The 13,564-nt window shown below is 65.6% G+C and carries 17 protein-coding genes; 8 read left to right on the top strand and 9 right to left on the bottom strand.

Going from position 1 to position 13,564, the window contains the following annotated elements; genetic code table 11:
* Nucleotides 1-390: 390 nt before the first annotated feature.
* From K5Q19_RS07020 to pyrE, 9 genes are all read right to left on the bottom strand, one after another.
* A complete protein-coding gene (locus tag K5Q19_RS07020; protein WP_292942631.1) occupies nt 391-795 on the bottom strand; it encodes a PaaI family thioesterase in 405 nt (134 codons plus the stop codon).
* Nucleotides 792-1,241 carry a PaaI family thioesterase gene (locus tag K5Q19_RS07015; RefSeq protein WP_292942634.1) on the bottom strand — a complete coding sequence of 150 codons (450 nt, stop codon included), beginning with the start codon at nt 1,239-1,241 and terminating at the stop codon, nt 792-794. The genes K5Q19_RS07020 and K5Q19_RS07015 overlap by 4 nt, the downstream gene beginning before the upstream one ends.
* Before the next feature lie 98 nt (nt 1,242-1,339).
* Nucleotides 1,340-1,807, bottom strand: coding sequence for a Holliday junction resolvase RuvX (gene ruvX, locus K5Q19_RS07010; protein ID WP_292942629.1), 468 nt, complete (start codon nt 1,805-1,807; stop codon nt 1,340-1,342).
* On the bottom strand, nt 1,804-2,928 hold the full coding sequence (locus K5Q19_RS07005) for a DUF3089 domain-containing protein (RefSeq protein ID WP_292942627.1): 1,125 nt from the start codon (nt 2,926-2,928) through the stop codon (nt 1,804-1,806). The genes ruvX and K5Q19_RS07005 overlap by 4 nt, the downstream gene beginning before the upstream one ends.
* A 6-nt stretch (nt 2,929-2,934) precedes the next feature.
* The gene (locus K5Q19_RS07000) at nt 2,935-4,020 is read right to left on the bottom strand and encodes an AI-2E family transporter (protein ID WP_292942624.1); all 1,086 of its coding nucleotides are present in this window, start codon (nt 4,018-4,020) and stop codon (nt 2,935-2,937) included.
* On the bottom strand, nt 4,017-4,892 hold the full coding sequence (gene lepB / locus K5Q19_RS06995) for a signal peptidase I (protein WP_292942633.1): 876 nt from the start codon (nt 4,890-4,892) through the stop codon (nt 4,017-4,019). Before lepB ends, K5Q19_RS07000 begins: the two co-directional genes overlap by 4 nt.
* Nucleotides 4,893-4,924: 32 nt before the next feature.
* Nucleotides 4,925-5,356, bottom strand: coding sequence for a holo-ACP synthase (acpS, locus tag K5Q19_RS06990; protein ID WP_292942621.1), 432 nt, complete (start codon nt 5,354-5,356; stop codon nt 4,925-4,927).
* Nucleotides 5,357-5,366: 10 nt separating this feature from the next.
* Nucleotides 5,367-6,107, bottom strand: a complete 741-nt coding sequence (locus K5Q19_RS06985; protein WP_292942618.1) for a pyridoxine 5'-phosphate synthase — start codon at nt 6,105-6,107, stop codon at nt 5,367-5,369.
* Nucleotides 6,107-6,688, bottom strand: coding sequence for an orotate phosphoribosyltransferase (gene pyrE / locus K5Q19_RS06980; RefSeq protein WP_292942616.1), 582 nt, complete (start codon nt 6,686-6,688; stop codon nt 6,107-6,109). The genes K5Q19_RS06985 and pyrE overlap by 1 nt, the downstream gene beginning before the upstream one ends.
* A 293-nt stretch (nt 6,689-6,981) precedes the next feature.
* Between pyrE and coxB the strand changes: the two genes are divergently transcribed.
* The 8 genes from coxB (at nt 6,982) to K5Q19_RS06940 (ending at nt 13,475) form a co-directional block, all read left to right on the top strand.
* Nucleotides 6,982-8,004: a cytochrome c oxidase subunit II gene (gene coxB / locus K5Q19_RS06975; RefSeq protein WP_292942613.1), complete on the top strand. Its 1,023-nt coding sequence runs from the start codon at nt 6,982-6,984 to the stop codon at nt 8,002-8,004.
* Between the two features lie 27 nt (nt 8,005-8,031).
* Nucleotides 8,032-9,717, top strand: coding sequence for a cytochrome c oxidase subunit I (gene ctaD, locus K5Q19_RS06970; RefSeq protein ID WP_292942610.1), 1,686 nt, complete (start codon nt 8,032-8,034; stop codon nt 9,715-9,717).
* Nucleotides 9,718-9,876: 159 nt separating this feature from the next.
* A complete protein-coding gene (locus K5Q19_RS06965) occupies nt 9,877-10,800 on the top strand; it encodes a heme o synthase (protein ID WP_292942607.1) in 924 nt (307 codons plus the stop codon).
* Complete coding sequence (locus K5Q19_RS06960; RefSeq protein WP_292942604.1) at nt 10,797-10,997, top strand: hypothetical protein; 201 nt, start codon at nt 10,797-10,799, stop codon at nt 10,995-10,997. Before K5Q19_RS06965 ends, K5Q19_RS06960 begins: the two co-directional genes overlap by 4 nt.
* Nucleotides 10,997-11,587, top strand: a complete 591-nt coding sequence (locus K5Q19_RS06955) for a cytochrome c oxidase assembly protein (RefSeq protein ID WP_292942602.1) — start codon at nt 10,997-10,999, stop codon at nt 11,585-11,587. Before K5Q19_RS06960 ends, K5Q19_RS06955 begins: the two co-directional genes overlap by 1 nt.
* A 118-nt stretch (nt 11,588-11,705) precedes the next feature.
* Nucleotides 11,706-12,527: a cytochrome c oxidase subunit 3 gene (locus K5Q19_RS06950; RefSeq protein ID WP_292942600.1), complete on the top strand. Its 822-nt coding sequence runs from the start codon at nt 11,706-11,708 to the stop codon at nt 12,525-12,527.
* 10 nt (nt 12,528-12,537) lie between these two features.
* Entirely contained in the window at nt 12,538-12,912 is a 375-nt protein-coding gene (locus K5Q19_RS06945) for a DUF983 domain-containing protein (RefSeq protein WP_292942597.1), read from the top strand.
* Entirely contained in the window at nt 12,909-13,475 is a 567-nt protein-coding gene (locus K5Q19_RS06940) for an SURF1 family protein (protein ID WP_292942594.1), read from the top strand. Before K5Q19_RS06945 ends, K5Q19_RS06940 begins: the two co-directional genes overlap by 4 nt.
* Nucleotides 13,476-13,564 lie beyond the last annotated feature (89 nt).

Genomic DNA, 13,564 nt, shown 5'->3' with positions numbered 1-13,564 from the left:
TCATCCGGCTGGATGAAGCCATAGCCCTTGTCTTCGTTGAAGAATTTTACGGTTCCGATAGTCATGGTCGCTTCCTTTCAAGAAACGGGAGTGACCGCCGGCGCGAGTGCCGACGGGGTCGTGCGTCTGGTCGTCACTTGAAAGGAAATCGCGGGGGTCTCAGATGCGGGAACCAGGTTCCTGCAGCTCAAATCAGAACGTCGATGCCCGTCTCACTTCAACGAGAGCAGCATTGGTAGACCGGCAAAGACCGGTGAAAAGCCATGCATCATGGGATGGAAGAGGCGCTGACGAAGCAGCAGCCAGATCTGTCGCAATCGACGAGAGGCAATTTCGTAATAATGGCTTGTAAAAAAATTGCAAGGTGGATCGGCGCTGGTGGCGACGGGTTCAATCCTTCGGCGGGGCCAGCAGGAAATTCATCCAGCTGCTGGCAACCAGCTTGCTGCGGTCGCCCTGCCAGGCCTCGACTCGCACGTTCGCCACGCGGCGCCCGGCGCGGATCACTTCGCCGCGCGCGAACGTGCGTTCCTGCAGGCCGCCGCGCAAATACTCGATGCTGATGTTGACCGGCTTGATGCGGGCATCGCTGCCCTGCCGGTCGAGCTCGGCGCGCAGCGCGGCATGTGCTGCCATCTCCAGCAGACCGCCGATCGCGCCGCCATGCAGGAAGCCGGGGCGGCCCTGCACCTTGTCGGCGAAATCCATCGCGATCACCGGCACGCCGCCGTCCTCGATATGGTCGACATCCATGCCCATGGTGCGGGCATAGGGGGGAAGCTTGAACGCGCTCATGGCTTCGACCACCCCTCGCTGCTCACCAGCATGAAGATGCCGGCGGTGTGGGCGACCGGATCGGCGATATCGCCATCATGGGCGATCCCGCGCACGAAGGCCATCGAGCGGCGCACCTGATAGCATTCGGCGCGGGCGATCACCGTCTTGCCCGGCGTGGCGGCGCGCACATAGTCGATGCGCAGATCAAGCGTGACCTGTGGATTGAACGTGCCCTGCCGCGTCCAGACCGACATCGAGGTCGCGTTGTCGAGCAGGCTGATGATCGGGCCCGAGGCAAGCACGCCGGTCTCCTCGACGCCAACGAGATCCTCGCGCCAGGGGAGGGCGAGCTCGATCCAGTCGTCGCCGTGGTCATGGTATTCCATGCCGAGGAAACCGGTGTGGCCGTGGCGCGTGAACCAGCGGGCGCCGCGCGCGGGATCGAACACGAAGCCTTCGGGCATGATGGTCTTCATGAGGCCGGCGGCCTTCTCATCCTTGTTCATGGCGAGCGGTGTGCCGGTGCGGCGCAGACCTGACAACCATCATTTGCGCGGCAGGCTCAGAACGCCGCGCCCACCATGGCATCGAGCGCGCCTTGCAGGATCAGCGCGGCGGCGTGCGAATCGATGCGCTCGGCGCGGCGGGCGCGGCTGAAATCCTGCTCGATCATCGCGCGCTCGGCCGCCTGCGTGGTCCAGCGCTCGTCCCACAGCAGGATCGGCAGGCCAAGGTCGGCAAGGTTGCGCGCCATGGCGCGGGCGGCCTGGCTGCGCGGGCTTTCGCTGCCGTCCATGTGGAGCGGCAGGCCGATCACGAGGCCCTTCACGCCGCGCGCGGCCACCAGCGCGGCAAGTTCGGCCTTGTCCTGTGCAAACTTGCGGCGGCGGATCGTCTGGCCAGCGGTGGCAAAGCGCCAGCCCGCATCGCACAGCGCGACGCCGATGGTCTTGGTGCCCGGATCAAGGCCCATGAGCGCGCCGCCGTCAGGCAGGGCGCCGCGCAGCTCAGCCGCGCTTGTGGTGATCATTTCGCGCTCTTGTGCTGCGCCAGCCAAGCTGCGGAGCGGCGGGCCACGTCTGCGCGGACATTGCTCCAGAACAGCGGCACGTCATAGACATGGTAGTTGTTGCCGGGGAGCACATAGGGGCCAAGATCGGGCGGCTCGCCGATCATCAGCAGGCCTGACTTCGCATCGCAGCGCGCAGGAATGCCGAGCTTGGTCAGCTTGCCGGTCTTGAGATCCGTCGAAGGGACCATGGTGCCGAGATTGGCGGTGCCCGGGGCGTCCGGCGCGGCGCCGCCATTGAGCGGGTTGGTGCAGAGCACGGGCTCGGTGCCCTTGGGCTTGCCATCAAGCGCAGGCTCGGCGCGGTAAGTATCGAGCATGAGCTGGGCGTCGGGCGGGTCGGCAAAGCTCATCCAGCTGAGCGCGCAGCCGGTCTGGTCGGGCGCGGAGCAGGCGGGCAGGCCGATCTGCGGCAGATCGTGCGCGGGCGAGACCGGCCAGCCGATCATGTAGGCGGCGACGATCCGGCTTGCGACCGGGCTGCCTTTCACATCGTCCTGCAGCAGGTGCATCAGATGCAGCGAGCCCTGGCTATGGCCTGCCAGCACGATCGGCGCATCGGCAGGAACGGCGGCGACGAACGCACGGAAAGCGGCACGCACGTCGCCATAGGCAACCGCGCGGGCCTTCAGCGTCTCGGGCCGGTTGACAAGGAAACTGCCAAAAGCGGCTTGGCGGTAATAGGGCACGAAGACCGCCGCTTCGCCATTGAAGGCGCTCGCCATGCCTCGCACGAACAGGGCCGTGCGATTGCGGGTGTCCTTGTCATCGATCGGGCCGTTCCAGTGTGCGCGTGCGAGGTAGCTGGTCGGATGGATGAAGAAGACCCAGGCCTTGCCTTGTGGCCCGGCTGCCAATCCTTCGGGCCGGTACTGTGCGGGATCGTCGGTCGTGCCGGGGCGCGAGACCCACATGGCGGGATCTTCGTATACCCCTGCGCGCAAGGGCGCCTGCGCTTCGAAGGCGCCGCGCGGCACGAAGGCAAAGCGGGTGAGCTCGACCGACCAGATGCGCAAGGCCAGCAGCGCGGCGAGGACCATGACGATGAGCAGCGCCACGAAATAAAGGAATTTGCGCGCCATGGGCGGCTATTCCGCCTGCTCGTCGCGGCGGATGTTGTGCTCGGCCTGCCGCTCGAGCGCGATCTTGAGCATGACCACCAGCGGATCGGCGAGCGCGAGGCCGAGGATGCCGAACAGCACGCCGAAGATCAGCTGCGCGCCGAGCACGAGCGCCGGGGCAAGATCGGCGGTGCGCTTGGCGACCATGGGCACGATGATATTGCCGTCCACCGTCTGCACCACGACATAGACGATGATGCAGTAGATCCCCATCTGGGTGCCGCCCGAAAAGCCGACGAGGATCATCAGCAGACCGGAAATCGGCGCGCCGATATTGGGGAGGAACACGAGCAGGCCGGTGAGAAGGCCCAGCAGCGCGGCCATCGGCACGCCATAGACCGCCAGCGCGATCCACGTGGCGACGCCTTCGATCACCATGCCGAGCATGCGCCCCGCGAGCAGCATGCGCAAGGTGCGGCCCATGCGGTGCGTGGTCTCGTGGAAGTATTCGCGGCTTCCGGCAGGCAGCATCCACGCAAGGCCACGCTGGTACAGATCGGGCTCGAGCACAAAATAGATGCCGAGGATGACGATGATCAGCAGCGTGGTGACGCCGCCGAACAGGCCGCCCAGCGCCTGCGTGACTTGCCCGACGCCGCCGAGCAGCTCCTTCAGCAAGCCGTTGACATCGCTGCGACCCATGGTGAGACCATGCGCGGAGGCCCAATCGAGCGCACGCTGGGCCTGTGCAGTCACCAGAGGCGGCATCTCGGCGGCCTGGGTCATGATCTGGCTGCCGGCAAATTCGACCACCCAGGCAAGGAAGGCCACGGTCAGCAGCAGGACCACCGCCACACGCCAGGAGCGTCCGATGGGCAGCACCCGGCCGAGCAGGCGCTGGCCGCCGTCGATCAGCATGGCGAAGACGAATCCGCCGAAGATCACCAGCAGCGGATGCGCGAGATAGACCGCCAGCGCGGCAAGCCCTGCCATGCTGATCCATACTGCCGCGCGCTTGATTTCCTGCCGGACGAGATCGTCGCGGATATCGGTGGGGCCGGCGGTGTGGTGGGGCGGGGCGATATCGGCAACGGGGATCGGTGCGTCGCTCATGGCTTGGTCTGGGCCCTCTCCGGCAGGATCATCGGCCTCAGTCTGAGCGAAGCGCGGCTCCCCCGCAAGGCGCCGTACCATGTCAAAGGATTCCACGTCTCGGTGCCATTGAGCGAATAAGTGATGAATTCCGCGCGCCCGCCGATATCGGCGAGCGGAACCGGCCCGCCGAGACCCTTTTCGATGACCGGCGCACGGCTGTCGGCAGAATGGTCGCGGTTGTCGCCCATCAGGAAGGCATATCCTTCGGGAACCTTGGTCTCGGGATAATTGTCGAGCGGCTGCTGGCGGTGATCGATGATCCGGTAGGTCGCACCATTCGGCAATGTCTCGCGGAAGATCGGCAGTTCGCAGACCTGCTTGCCATCCGCCCTGCGGTAGCGCAGGCCGGGGAAATCATCGGGATCGCAGGGCTGGTTGGGATCGACCGGCAATTCCAGCGGCGGCTCGGCGACTTGCGGCACGGGCTTGCCATTGAGGATGATCTGCCCGCCCACGACAGCGATCCGGTCCCCCGGCAGCGCGACGACGCGCTTGATGTAGTCCTCGTCGCGGTCTGGCGGGACGACGATGACGATATCGCCATAGGCCGGAGTCGCGGGCAGGATCCGCGTCTTCGAACGCGGCAGGAAATGCATCGAGGCCGAGACCCACGACCAGCCATAGGGATACTTCGAGACGACGAGCTGATCGCCGACAAGCAGGTTTGGCATCATCGAGATCGAGGGGATGTAGAAGGGCTTGGCGACGAAGCTGTGGAAGCCGATCACGGCGAGCAGCATGAGCAGCAGTCCGCGCATCTCGGCGAGCCAGTTGGTGCCTTCGGGCTCGGCAGCCTGGCTTTCGGTCGTCGCGTGCTCGCCCGGTTCGATTTCCGGGTTGGATGCGGTCTCGGGAACGTCGGTCAAACAGCACCTGCAGGCAGGAGATTGGCAGCTAGGGGGCGCGCCTCGATCACGACGAAGGCTTGCGCCCAGGGATGATCGTCGGTGAGGGTGAGGTGAACCACCGCCTCGTGCCCCGGCGGGGTGATTGCGGCGAGTCGCGCGGCAGCGCCGCCGGTCAGCGCCAGCGTCGGCGCGCCGGAGGGCGCGTTGACCACGCCGATGTCCTTCATGAACACGCCCGCCTTGAACCCGGTGCCGACGGCCTTGGAAAAGGCTTCCTTGGCGGCAAAGCGCTTCGCCAGCGTGCCCGCCTTGGTATAGGGGCGGCGCGCGGCCTTGGCCTGTTCCAGCGGGGTGAACACGCGTTGCACAAAGCGCTCGCCGAACCGGTCGAGCGAGGCCTGGATGCGCTCGATATTGCAGAGATCGGAGCCCATGCCGATGATCACTGCCTTCTCCTCACCGCGCCGCGTCCATCAGTTCGCGCATCTTCAGCACCGCGCTGGCAAGGCCGGTGAAGATCGCCTCGCCGATCAGGTAGTGGCCGATATTGAGCTCGGCGAGTTGCGGGATCGCGGCGATGGCGCTGACATTGTCGTAGGTCAGGCCGTGCCCGGCATGCGGCTCGATGCCGTTCTTGGCGGCGAGCGCGGCCATGTCGGCAATGCGGCGCAGTTCCACCGCGCGCGCCTCGCCCTCGGCATGGGCGTATTCGCCGGTGTGCAGCTCGACGACCGGCGCGCCGAGCTTCATCGCGGCTTCGATCTGGCGCGGCTCGGGCGCGATGAACAGGCTCACGCGGATGCCGGCGTCCGCAAGCCGCGTGACGATGGGCGCAAGGCGGTTGTGCTGCCCCGCGGCATCAAGCCCGCCTTCGGTCGTGCGCTCCTCGCGCCGTTCGGGCACGATGCAGGCGGCGTGGGGTTTGTGGCGGAGAGCAAAGGCGACCATTTCCTCGGTCGCGGCCATCTCGAAGTTGAGCGGCAGGCTGGTTGCGGCCTGAATGCGGGCGATATCCTCGTCGCGGATATGGCGGCGATCTTCGCGCAGGTGCGCCGTAATGCCGTCCCCGCCGACCTGGGCGACGATCTCGGCCGCGCGCACCGGATCGGGGTGTTCGCCGCCGCGCGCGTTGCGGATCGTGGCGACGTGATCGATATTGACGCCCAGACGTAGGCGCGCAGGCGCATGACGGCTCATCAGGCAGCGCGGCTCCCGGGCTTGATTGCCGGCGTCGCGGCGAGTTCGGGCGGCAACTCGTCGGGCGCGTAAGTCGGGAAGCTCAGGCTCACGAGCGGGTAGAACGGGACGCCAAGGTCCGCCGTGCCGCCGGAGCGATCGACCAGCGCGGCACCTGCCACGACGACTCCGCCCGCCGCCTCGATCGCGGCGATCGCTTCGCGGCTCGAAAGGCCGGTGGTGACGACATCCTCGACCATCAGCACCTTTTCGCCCGCCTTGAGCGAAAAGCCGCGGCGCAGTTCGAACGTGCCGGTCGGGCGCTCGACAAACATCGCCTCGACACCCAGCGCGCGGCCCATTTCATGGCCGATGATCACGCCGCCCATCGCGGGCGAAATGACCTTGCCGATCTGCTGGCGCAGCTCGCGCGGCAGAGTCGCGGCAAGCGCGGCGGCGAGGCGCGAGGCGCGCATCGGGTCCATCAGCACCCGCGCGCATTGCAGATAATGTGCGCTGTGGCGGCCCGAGGAGAGCAGGAAGTGGCCTTCGAGCAGGGCCTCGCTGGCGCGGAATTCGGAAAGGATCTCGTCTTCGAGCATGGTTGTCTCATCTTGGGCGAGCAGATCGGCCCGCTGCGGTGCGTCAGGGGTGGGTCCATAGCGAAGGCAGGGGCAGCGCGCTACGCCGGACTGCAGCGAGACTCGCCCGATTCCCCTTATTCGCATTGCGCCTTAGAGCTTTAGGGCAAGCCCGATTGCCCCAAAAATATACGTTCAGGCGCTTGAGGCTTGCGGCGAGCGCGCGTATAGGCGCCCTTGAATTAAGGGATTTGGGGTGTGGAGCGTCGGGGCAAACGCCCGGCGCAGAAGCAAAAAATCGAGAGTTGCACACGATGAGTCTTTCCCATGTTGCCCGCGCCGTGACGGGTGCGATCCGGACAGTCAGCCTTGCGGCCGCGCTCGCTTTCGCGCCCCAGGCCATGGCGGCAGTCGCAGCTCCGGCTCCGGCAGCCCCCGTGGCGGCGGCGCCTGTCGCTGCCGAACCGGCTCCCGCCGTCAGCTCTGCGCCGGCTGCTGCCGCTGCCGCCGCGCCTGTCGACAAGGGTTCCTACACCCCGATGAAGCCGACCGAGGGCAAGGGCCAGCCCGTCGCCAAGGGCGTGACCTTCCAGGATCAGTATTCGCCGATCGGCGAGGAAGCCCTCGCGATGCACGATTACCTGCTGATGCCGGTGATCACCGTGATCTCGCTCTTCGTGCTCTTCCTCCTGCTCTTCGTGATGGTGCGCTTCCGCCGCGGTGCGAACCCGGTCGCCTCCAAGACCAGCCACAACACCACCATCGAGATCATCTGGACGGTTGTTCCGGTGCTGATCCTCGTGGTGATCGCGGTTCCCTCGATCCGCCTCCTCGCGCACCAGTATGCGCCCGCGCCCAAGGGTGCGCTGACGGTCAAGGCCACCGGGTACCAGTGGTACTGGGGCTATACCTATCCCGACAATGGTGGCTTCGAGGTGATCTCGAACATTCTTCCCGACGCCGAGGCGCTCAAGCGCGGCGAGCAGCCGCAGCTTGCGGTTGACAACCGCATGGTCGTTCCCGCCGGTGAGCCGATCCGCCTGCAGACCACCGGTTCGGACGTGATCCACGCCTTCGCGGTGCCCTCGCTGTGGTTCAAGCTCGATGCGGTGCCGGGCAAGATCAACGAGAAGGTGCTCTTCATCAAGGAGCCGGGCGTCTACTACGGCCAGTGCTCCGAGCTGTGCGGTGCCCGCCACGGCTACATGCCGATCGTGGTCGAGGCTCTGCCCCGCGCCAAGTTCGAAGAGTGGGTGAAGACGCAAGGCGGCACCGTGGGCGCTCCGGCGACCGCGACGGCTGCGGCCGCTCCCGCCAAGACCACGCCCGCGGCGTAAAAGATTTCGAAGGACAAGGTTAGGACCATGGCCAGCATTCCCGCCCACGAGGGCTTCGACGCCCACCACGATCATGCGCACGAGCATGACCACAAGCCCGCGTTCTTCCAGCGCTGGTTCATGTCCACGAACCACAAGGACATCGGCACGCTCTACCTGATCTTCGCGATCATCGCGGGCATCATCGGTGGCGGCGTCTCGGGCATCATGCGTGCCGAACTCGCGCACCCGGGCATCCAGTACCTTGGCTGGTGGACGCATTTCCTCGGCGGCAACGACCAGGACTTCAACGCCACGCTCCACCTGTGGAACGTGCTGATCACCGCCCACGGCCTGATCATGGTGTTCTTCATGGTCATGCCGGCGCTGATCGGCGGCTTCGGCAACTGGTTCGTGCCGCTGATGATCGGCGCGCCGGACATGGCCTTCCCGCGCATGAACAACATCTCGTTCTGGCTGACCGTCTCGGGCTTCTGCTCGCTGATGATCTCGGCCTTCATGCCCGGTGGCACCGGCATGGGTGCCGGCACCGGCTGGACGGTCTATGCGCCGCTTTCGACCTCCGGGTCGGTCGGCCCGGCGGTCGACTTCGCGATCTTCTCGCTGCACCTCGCGGGCGCAGGCTCGATCCTTGGTGCGATCAACTTCATCACCACCATCTTCAACATGCGCGCGCCGGGCATGACGCTCCACAAGATGCCGCTGTTCGTGTGGTCGATGCTCGTCACCGCCTTCCTGCTGCTGCTGTCGCTGCCGGTTCTCGCCGCCGCGATCACCATGCTGCTGACCGACCGCAACTTCGGCACGACCTTCTTCAACCCGGCCGGTGGCGGTGATCCGGTGCTCTATCAGCACCTGTTCTGGTTCTTCGGCCACCCCGAAGTCTACATCATGATTCTGCCGGGCTTCGGCATCATCAGCCAGATCATCTCGACCTTCTCGAAGAAGCCGGTGTTCGGCTACCTCGGCATGGCCTACGCGATGGTCGCCATCGGTGCGGTTGGCTTCATCGTGTGGGCGCACCACATGTACACCACCGGTCTCGACGTGAACACGAAGATGTACTTCACCGCCGCCACGATGGTCATCGCAGTGCCCACCGGCATCAAGATCTTCTCGTGGATCGCGACGATGTGGGGCGGCAGCCTCGAGTTCAAGTCGCCGCTCGTCTGGGCAATCGGCTTCATCTTCCTCTTCACCGTCGGCGGCGTGACCGGCGTGGTGCTCGCCAACGGCGGCATCGACGACAACCTCCAGGACACCTACTACGTCGTGGCGCACTTCCACTACGTGCTGTCGCTGGGCGCAGTGACCTCGCTCTTCGCCGGGTTCTACTACTGGTTCCCGAAGATGAGCGGCCGCATGCACAGCGAACTGCTGAGCCATCTGCACTTCTGGGTGTTCTTCATCGGCGTGAACCTGATCTTCTTCCCGATGCACTTCCTCGGTGTTCAGGGCATGCCGCGCCGCTACCCGGATTACGCTCCGGCGTTCGAGTACTGGAACACGATCGCCAGCTACGGCTACACCGTGATGGCGGCCTCGATGGTGATCTTCTTCATCAACATCGCCTACTCGCTCGTCGCCGGCAAGAAGGCCGCCGGCAACTACTGGGGTGAAGGCGCGACCACGCTCGAGTGGACGCTCTCCAGCCCGCCGCCGTTCCACCAGTTCGAGACGCTCCCGGTGATCGAGGACGCGCACGCGCACTGATCGGGCTTCGGCTTGAAGCAGACAGAGGGGCTCCGGAGCGATCCGGGGCCCTTTGCTTTGTGGCTGGCCCCGCCATTCCTCAAAGACACATCACATAGCCCCAATTCCCGCGCCGTTTCGCTTTCCCTATGCGTAAAGCAGGCTTATAGGCCGCCCATCATGACCACCGCGAACCCCACTGCCATGATCATGCCCGCCGATTGGCGCGATTTCTTCGCGCTGACCAAGCCGGGCGTGATGCGGCTTGTCATCTTCACCGCCGTGTGCGGCATGCTGGCGGCGCCCGGCACCATCCATCCCGTGCTCGCCTTCACCGCGATCCTGTGCATCGCGGTTGGCGCAGGCGGCGCGGCGGCGCTCAACCAGTGGTGGGAAGCCGATCTCGATGCGGTGATGAAGCGCACCGCGGGCCGTCCCATCCCCGGTGGCCGCATGGACCGCACTTCGGCGCGCGATTTCGGCTTCGCGCTGTCGGGCCTGTCGGTGATGACGATGGGGCTCGCTATCGGCTGGCTCGCGGCCGGCATCCTCGCCTTCTCGATCTTCTACTACGCCTATCTCTACACCGTGTGGCTCAAGCCGCGCACACCGCAGAACATCGTCATCGGCGGCGGTGCGGGCGCGTTTCCTCCGCTGATCGGGTGGATCGCGGTGACCGGCGATATCACGCTGATGCCGGTTCTCCTGTTCCTCATCATCTTCATGTGGACGCCGCCGCACTTCTGGGCACTCGCCCTGTTTGTGCAGATCGATTATTCGAAGGCAGGCATCCCGATGATGCCGGTCGTGGCCGGCGAACGCTCCACCCGGTGGCAAATTCTGGCTTATGCCGCGGTGCTGCTGCCGCTTTCGATGACGCCCTGGTTCATCGGCGGCACGGGCATGGTCTACGGCCTGTCCGCGCTCCTGCTCAGCGGGATGTTCCTGTGGCTGTCGATCAAGGTGGGGCTGCGCACCAGCACACCGGGCGATGGCATGAAGCCGGAGAAACGCTTGTTCGCCTACTCGATCTTCTACCTCTTCATCCTGTTCGCGATGCTGGTCGCCGACCGCTACGCGACGATCCTTGGCCTGCAAGCATGAACCAGCCGATTGACAGCCGCCCGCTGACCGCCGCCGAGACCGACGCGCTGCGCGCGCGCCAGCGGGAACGCAACAAGGTGATGGGGCTGATTCTGGGTTTCCTCGTGATCCTGTTCTTCGCGATCTCGATCGTGAAGATCACCGCCAAGCCCGAACACAAGGGCACCGAGGGCGCGGAGCAGGTGGAGCACTCCTGATGGCCCTCGTGCTCGATGCCGGCAACCGGCGCAACCGCAAGGTTGCCGCGATGGCTACGTTCGGCGCGCTGGCGATGCTCGGCCTGGGCTTCGCTTCGGTGCCGCTCTACCGCATGTTCTGCCAGGCGACCGGCTTCGGCGGCACGACCATGCGCGCGACCGAAGCGCAGGCGGCGGCCATCAAGCAATCCGCGCGCCCGATCACCATCCGCTTCGACGGCAACGTGACCAAGGGGCTGCCGTGGGAATTCCGGCCCGAGCAAGTGACGCAGGATGGCCACATCGGCGAGCGCAAGATGGCGTTCTTCATCGCGAAGAACACCTCGAACCGCCCGATTGTCGGCCGCGCGATCTTCAACGTCACCCCCGAGCAGACGGGGGCCTATTTCCACAAGATCCAGTGCTTCTGCTTCAACGAGCAGCGGCTCGAACCGGGCGAACAGGTGCGCATGCCGGTGATCTACTATGTCGATCCCGAGATCCTGAACGATCCGAATGCGAAGGACGTGACCGAGATCACGCTGTCCTATACCTTCATGGAAGCAGCGGATGGCGGAACGGGCAGCACCACGAGCGCTCCCAAAAACTAGGTGGAAAGCCTCTGGACCGCGCCGCAAGGCCTCGATAAAGGCGTTTGCAAACAAGCTGAATCGTGCCTTCACGGCGCATTCGACCAAGTCCCAAGCTGACGGGGGTTAGAAGACGAACATGGCCGGCACAAAGAACCACGACTACCACATCCTGCCGCCTGACATCTGGCCCTTCGTCGGTGCGATGTCGGCGCTGCTGATGACCAGCGGCGGTGTCTTTGCGATGCACGGCATGGCCGGCGGCAAGATTGCGCTCTGGCTCGGCGTGTTCGGCGTGGCGCTCACCATGTTCTCGTGGTGGGGCAAGGTGATCAAGGAAGCGCATGCGGGCGATCACACGCCAGTCGTGCAGCTCCACCAGCGCTACGGCATGATCCTGTTCATCGCTTCGGAAGTGATGTTCTTCGTCGGCTGGTTCTGGGCTTTCTTCGATTTCTCGCTGTTCCCCAGCGAAGCGGTTGAGGTGATCGGTGGCAAGTGGCCGCCCAAGGGCATCGAAGCGGTGATGAACCCGTTCGACCTGCCGCTGCTCAACACGCTGATCCTGCTCTGCTCGGGCACGACCCTCACCTGGGCGCACCACGAACTGATCCACGGCAACCGTGAAGGCCTCAAGCAGGGCCTCTGGGCCACGATCGCGCTCGGCCTGCTGTTCAGCTCGATCCAGGCTTACGAGTACATCCACGCGCCGTTCCCCTTCGGCGAGAACACCTATGGTTCGGCCTTCTACATGGCGACCGGCTTCCACGGCTTCCACGTGATCGTCGGCACCATCTTCCTCGCCGTCTGCCAGTGGCGCGCCTATGCGGGCCACTTCACCCCGCGCCAGCACTTCGGCTTCGAAGCGGCTGCATGGTACTGGCACTTCGTCGACGTGGTGTGGCTGTTCCTCTTCGTCGCCATCTACGTGTGGGGCGGCTGGGGCGCGCCGATCGAGTGATCGGTCCCCGGTGAAGGAAACCACCGACCGGAAAACGAAAGGGCAGGGCGGGCTTACCCGCGCTGCCCTTTTCGGTTTGTGCCCTCGCTGCGCCGCGCGGACGCTGTGGGACGCGCCGGCGGGCTTTGCCCCGGCATGCCGGAGCTGCGGGCTGGCCTTTGCCGACTATGAACCGCGCGGGCGGGGGCTTTATTTCGTGCTGCTGCCGCTCACCTTCCTGCTGATCGCAGGGGCTCTGAAGCTGGATGATTGGGTCCGTCCGCCCTTGTGGCTGATGCTGGCGCTGATCGTGGTGGTGGTGCCCGGCGTGATCATCGGCGCGGTGCGGCTGATGAAAGCGGCCTTGCTGGTCGCACGGCTGCGCGCGGCGGGAGTTGTGGTGTGAAGCGTATTCCGATCCTGCCGACACTTATCGTCCTGATCGCGGTCGGCGTGATGCTCCGCCTCGGCTTCTGGCAGCTTGAGCGGCTGGGCGAGAAAGCGGCGATGCTCGCGCGGTATGAAGCGGCTCAGGCATCGGGAGCGGATGTGCGCTGGCCGGATTCGCCAGCCGGTGTGGAGCGCGCGCTCTACCACCGCAGCCGGATCGATTGCCGCGCCGCCAAGGGCGTAACCACGCTTTCGGGCCGCAATGCCAAGGGGGAGGCGGGGCTGGCCCATGTCGCCACGTGCATCGATAGCGAGGGCGGCGAGCGGCAGATTGTCCTCGGCTGGTCGCGCGATCCCTCCTCGCCGGTTTGGACCGGCGGTGTGGTAACCGGCTGGATCGCGCCGGGTCCACGCCTTGTCGCCGATCCGCCGCTTGCCGGACTCGAGGCGAATGCCAAGCCCGATCCCAAGGACATTCCCAACAACCACCTCGCCTATGCGGTGCAGTGGTTCCTCTTCGCCGGGGTGGCGCTGGTGATCTATGCGATCGCGCTGCGGGGGCGGACGCGGGGGGGCTGAACGCACCCGTTCGTGGCGAGGCCCATACGGTACCCAAACCACCCGGGGCGGGGGGGCACATGGCGCGACAACAACCCGGGGGGGGGAAC

The sequence above is a fragment of the Novosphingobium sp. genome (genome assembly GCF_019748365.1).
GTDB lineage: Bacteria > Pseudomonadota > Alphaproteobacteria > Sphingomonadales > Sphingomonadaceae > Novosphingobium.
Note: the sequence above shows the minus strand (reverse complement) of the source record. Positions and strands in the feature narration are given on the sequence as shown.

Bases quoted from the DNA above. Each gene is read 5' to 3' on its own strand.
- K5Q19_RS07020 (WP_292942631.1), bottom strand. From the start codon at position 795: ATGAGCGCGTTCAAGCTTCCCCCCTATGCCCGCACCATGGGCATGGAT.
- K5Q19_RS07015 (WP_292942634.1), bottom strand. From the start codon at position 1,241: ATGCCCGAAGGCTTCGTGTTCGATCCCGCGCGCGGCGCCCGCTGGTTC.
- ruvX (WP_292942629.1), bottom strand. From the start codon at position 1,807: ATGATCACCACAAGCGCGGCTGAGCTGCGCGGCGCCCTGCCTGACGGC.
- K5Q19_RS07005 (WP_292942627.1), bottom strand. From the start codon at position 2,928: ATGGCGCGCAAATTCCTTTATTTCGTGGCGCTGCTCATCGTCATGGTC.
- K5Q19_RS07000 (WP_292942624.1), bottom strand. From the start codon at position 4,020: ATGAGCGACGCACCGATCCCCGTTGCCGATATCGCCCCGCCCCACCAC.
- K5Q19_RS06985 (WP_292942618.1), bottom strand. From the start codon at position 6,107: ATGAGCCGTCATGCGCCTGCGCGCCTACGTCTGGGCGTCAATATCGAT.
- pyrE (WP_292942616.1), bottom strand. From the start codon at position 6,688: ATGCTCGAAGACGAGATCCTTTCCGAATTCCGCGCCAGCGAGGCCCTG.
- coxB (WP_292942613.1), top strand. From the start codon at position 6,982: ATGAGTCTTTCCCATGTTGCCCGCGCCGTGACGGGTGCGATCCGGACA.
- ctaD (WP_292942610.1), top strand. From the start codon at position 8,032: ATGGCCAGCATTCCCGCCCACGAGGGCTTCGACGCCCACCACGATCAT.
- K5Q19_RS06965 (WP_292942607.1), top strand. From the start codon at position 9,877: ATGACCACCGCGAACCCCACTGCCATGATCATGCCCGCCGATTGGCGC.
- K5Q19_RS06960 (WP_292942604.1), top strand. From the start codon at position 10,797: ATGAACCAGCCGATTGACAGCCGCCCGCTGACCGCCGCCGAGACCGAC.
- K5Q19_RS06955 (WP_292942602.1), top strand. From the start codon at position 10,997: ATGGCCCTCGTGCTCGATGCCGGCAACCGGCGCAACCGCAAGGTTGCC.
- K5Q19_RS06950 (WP_292942600.1), top strand. From the start codon at position 11,706: ATGGCCGGCACAAAGAACCACGACTACCACATCCTGCCGCCTGACATC.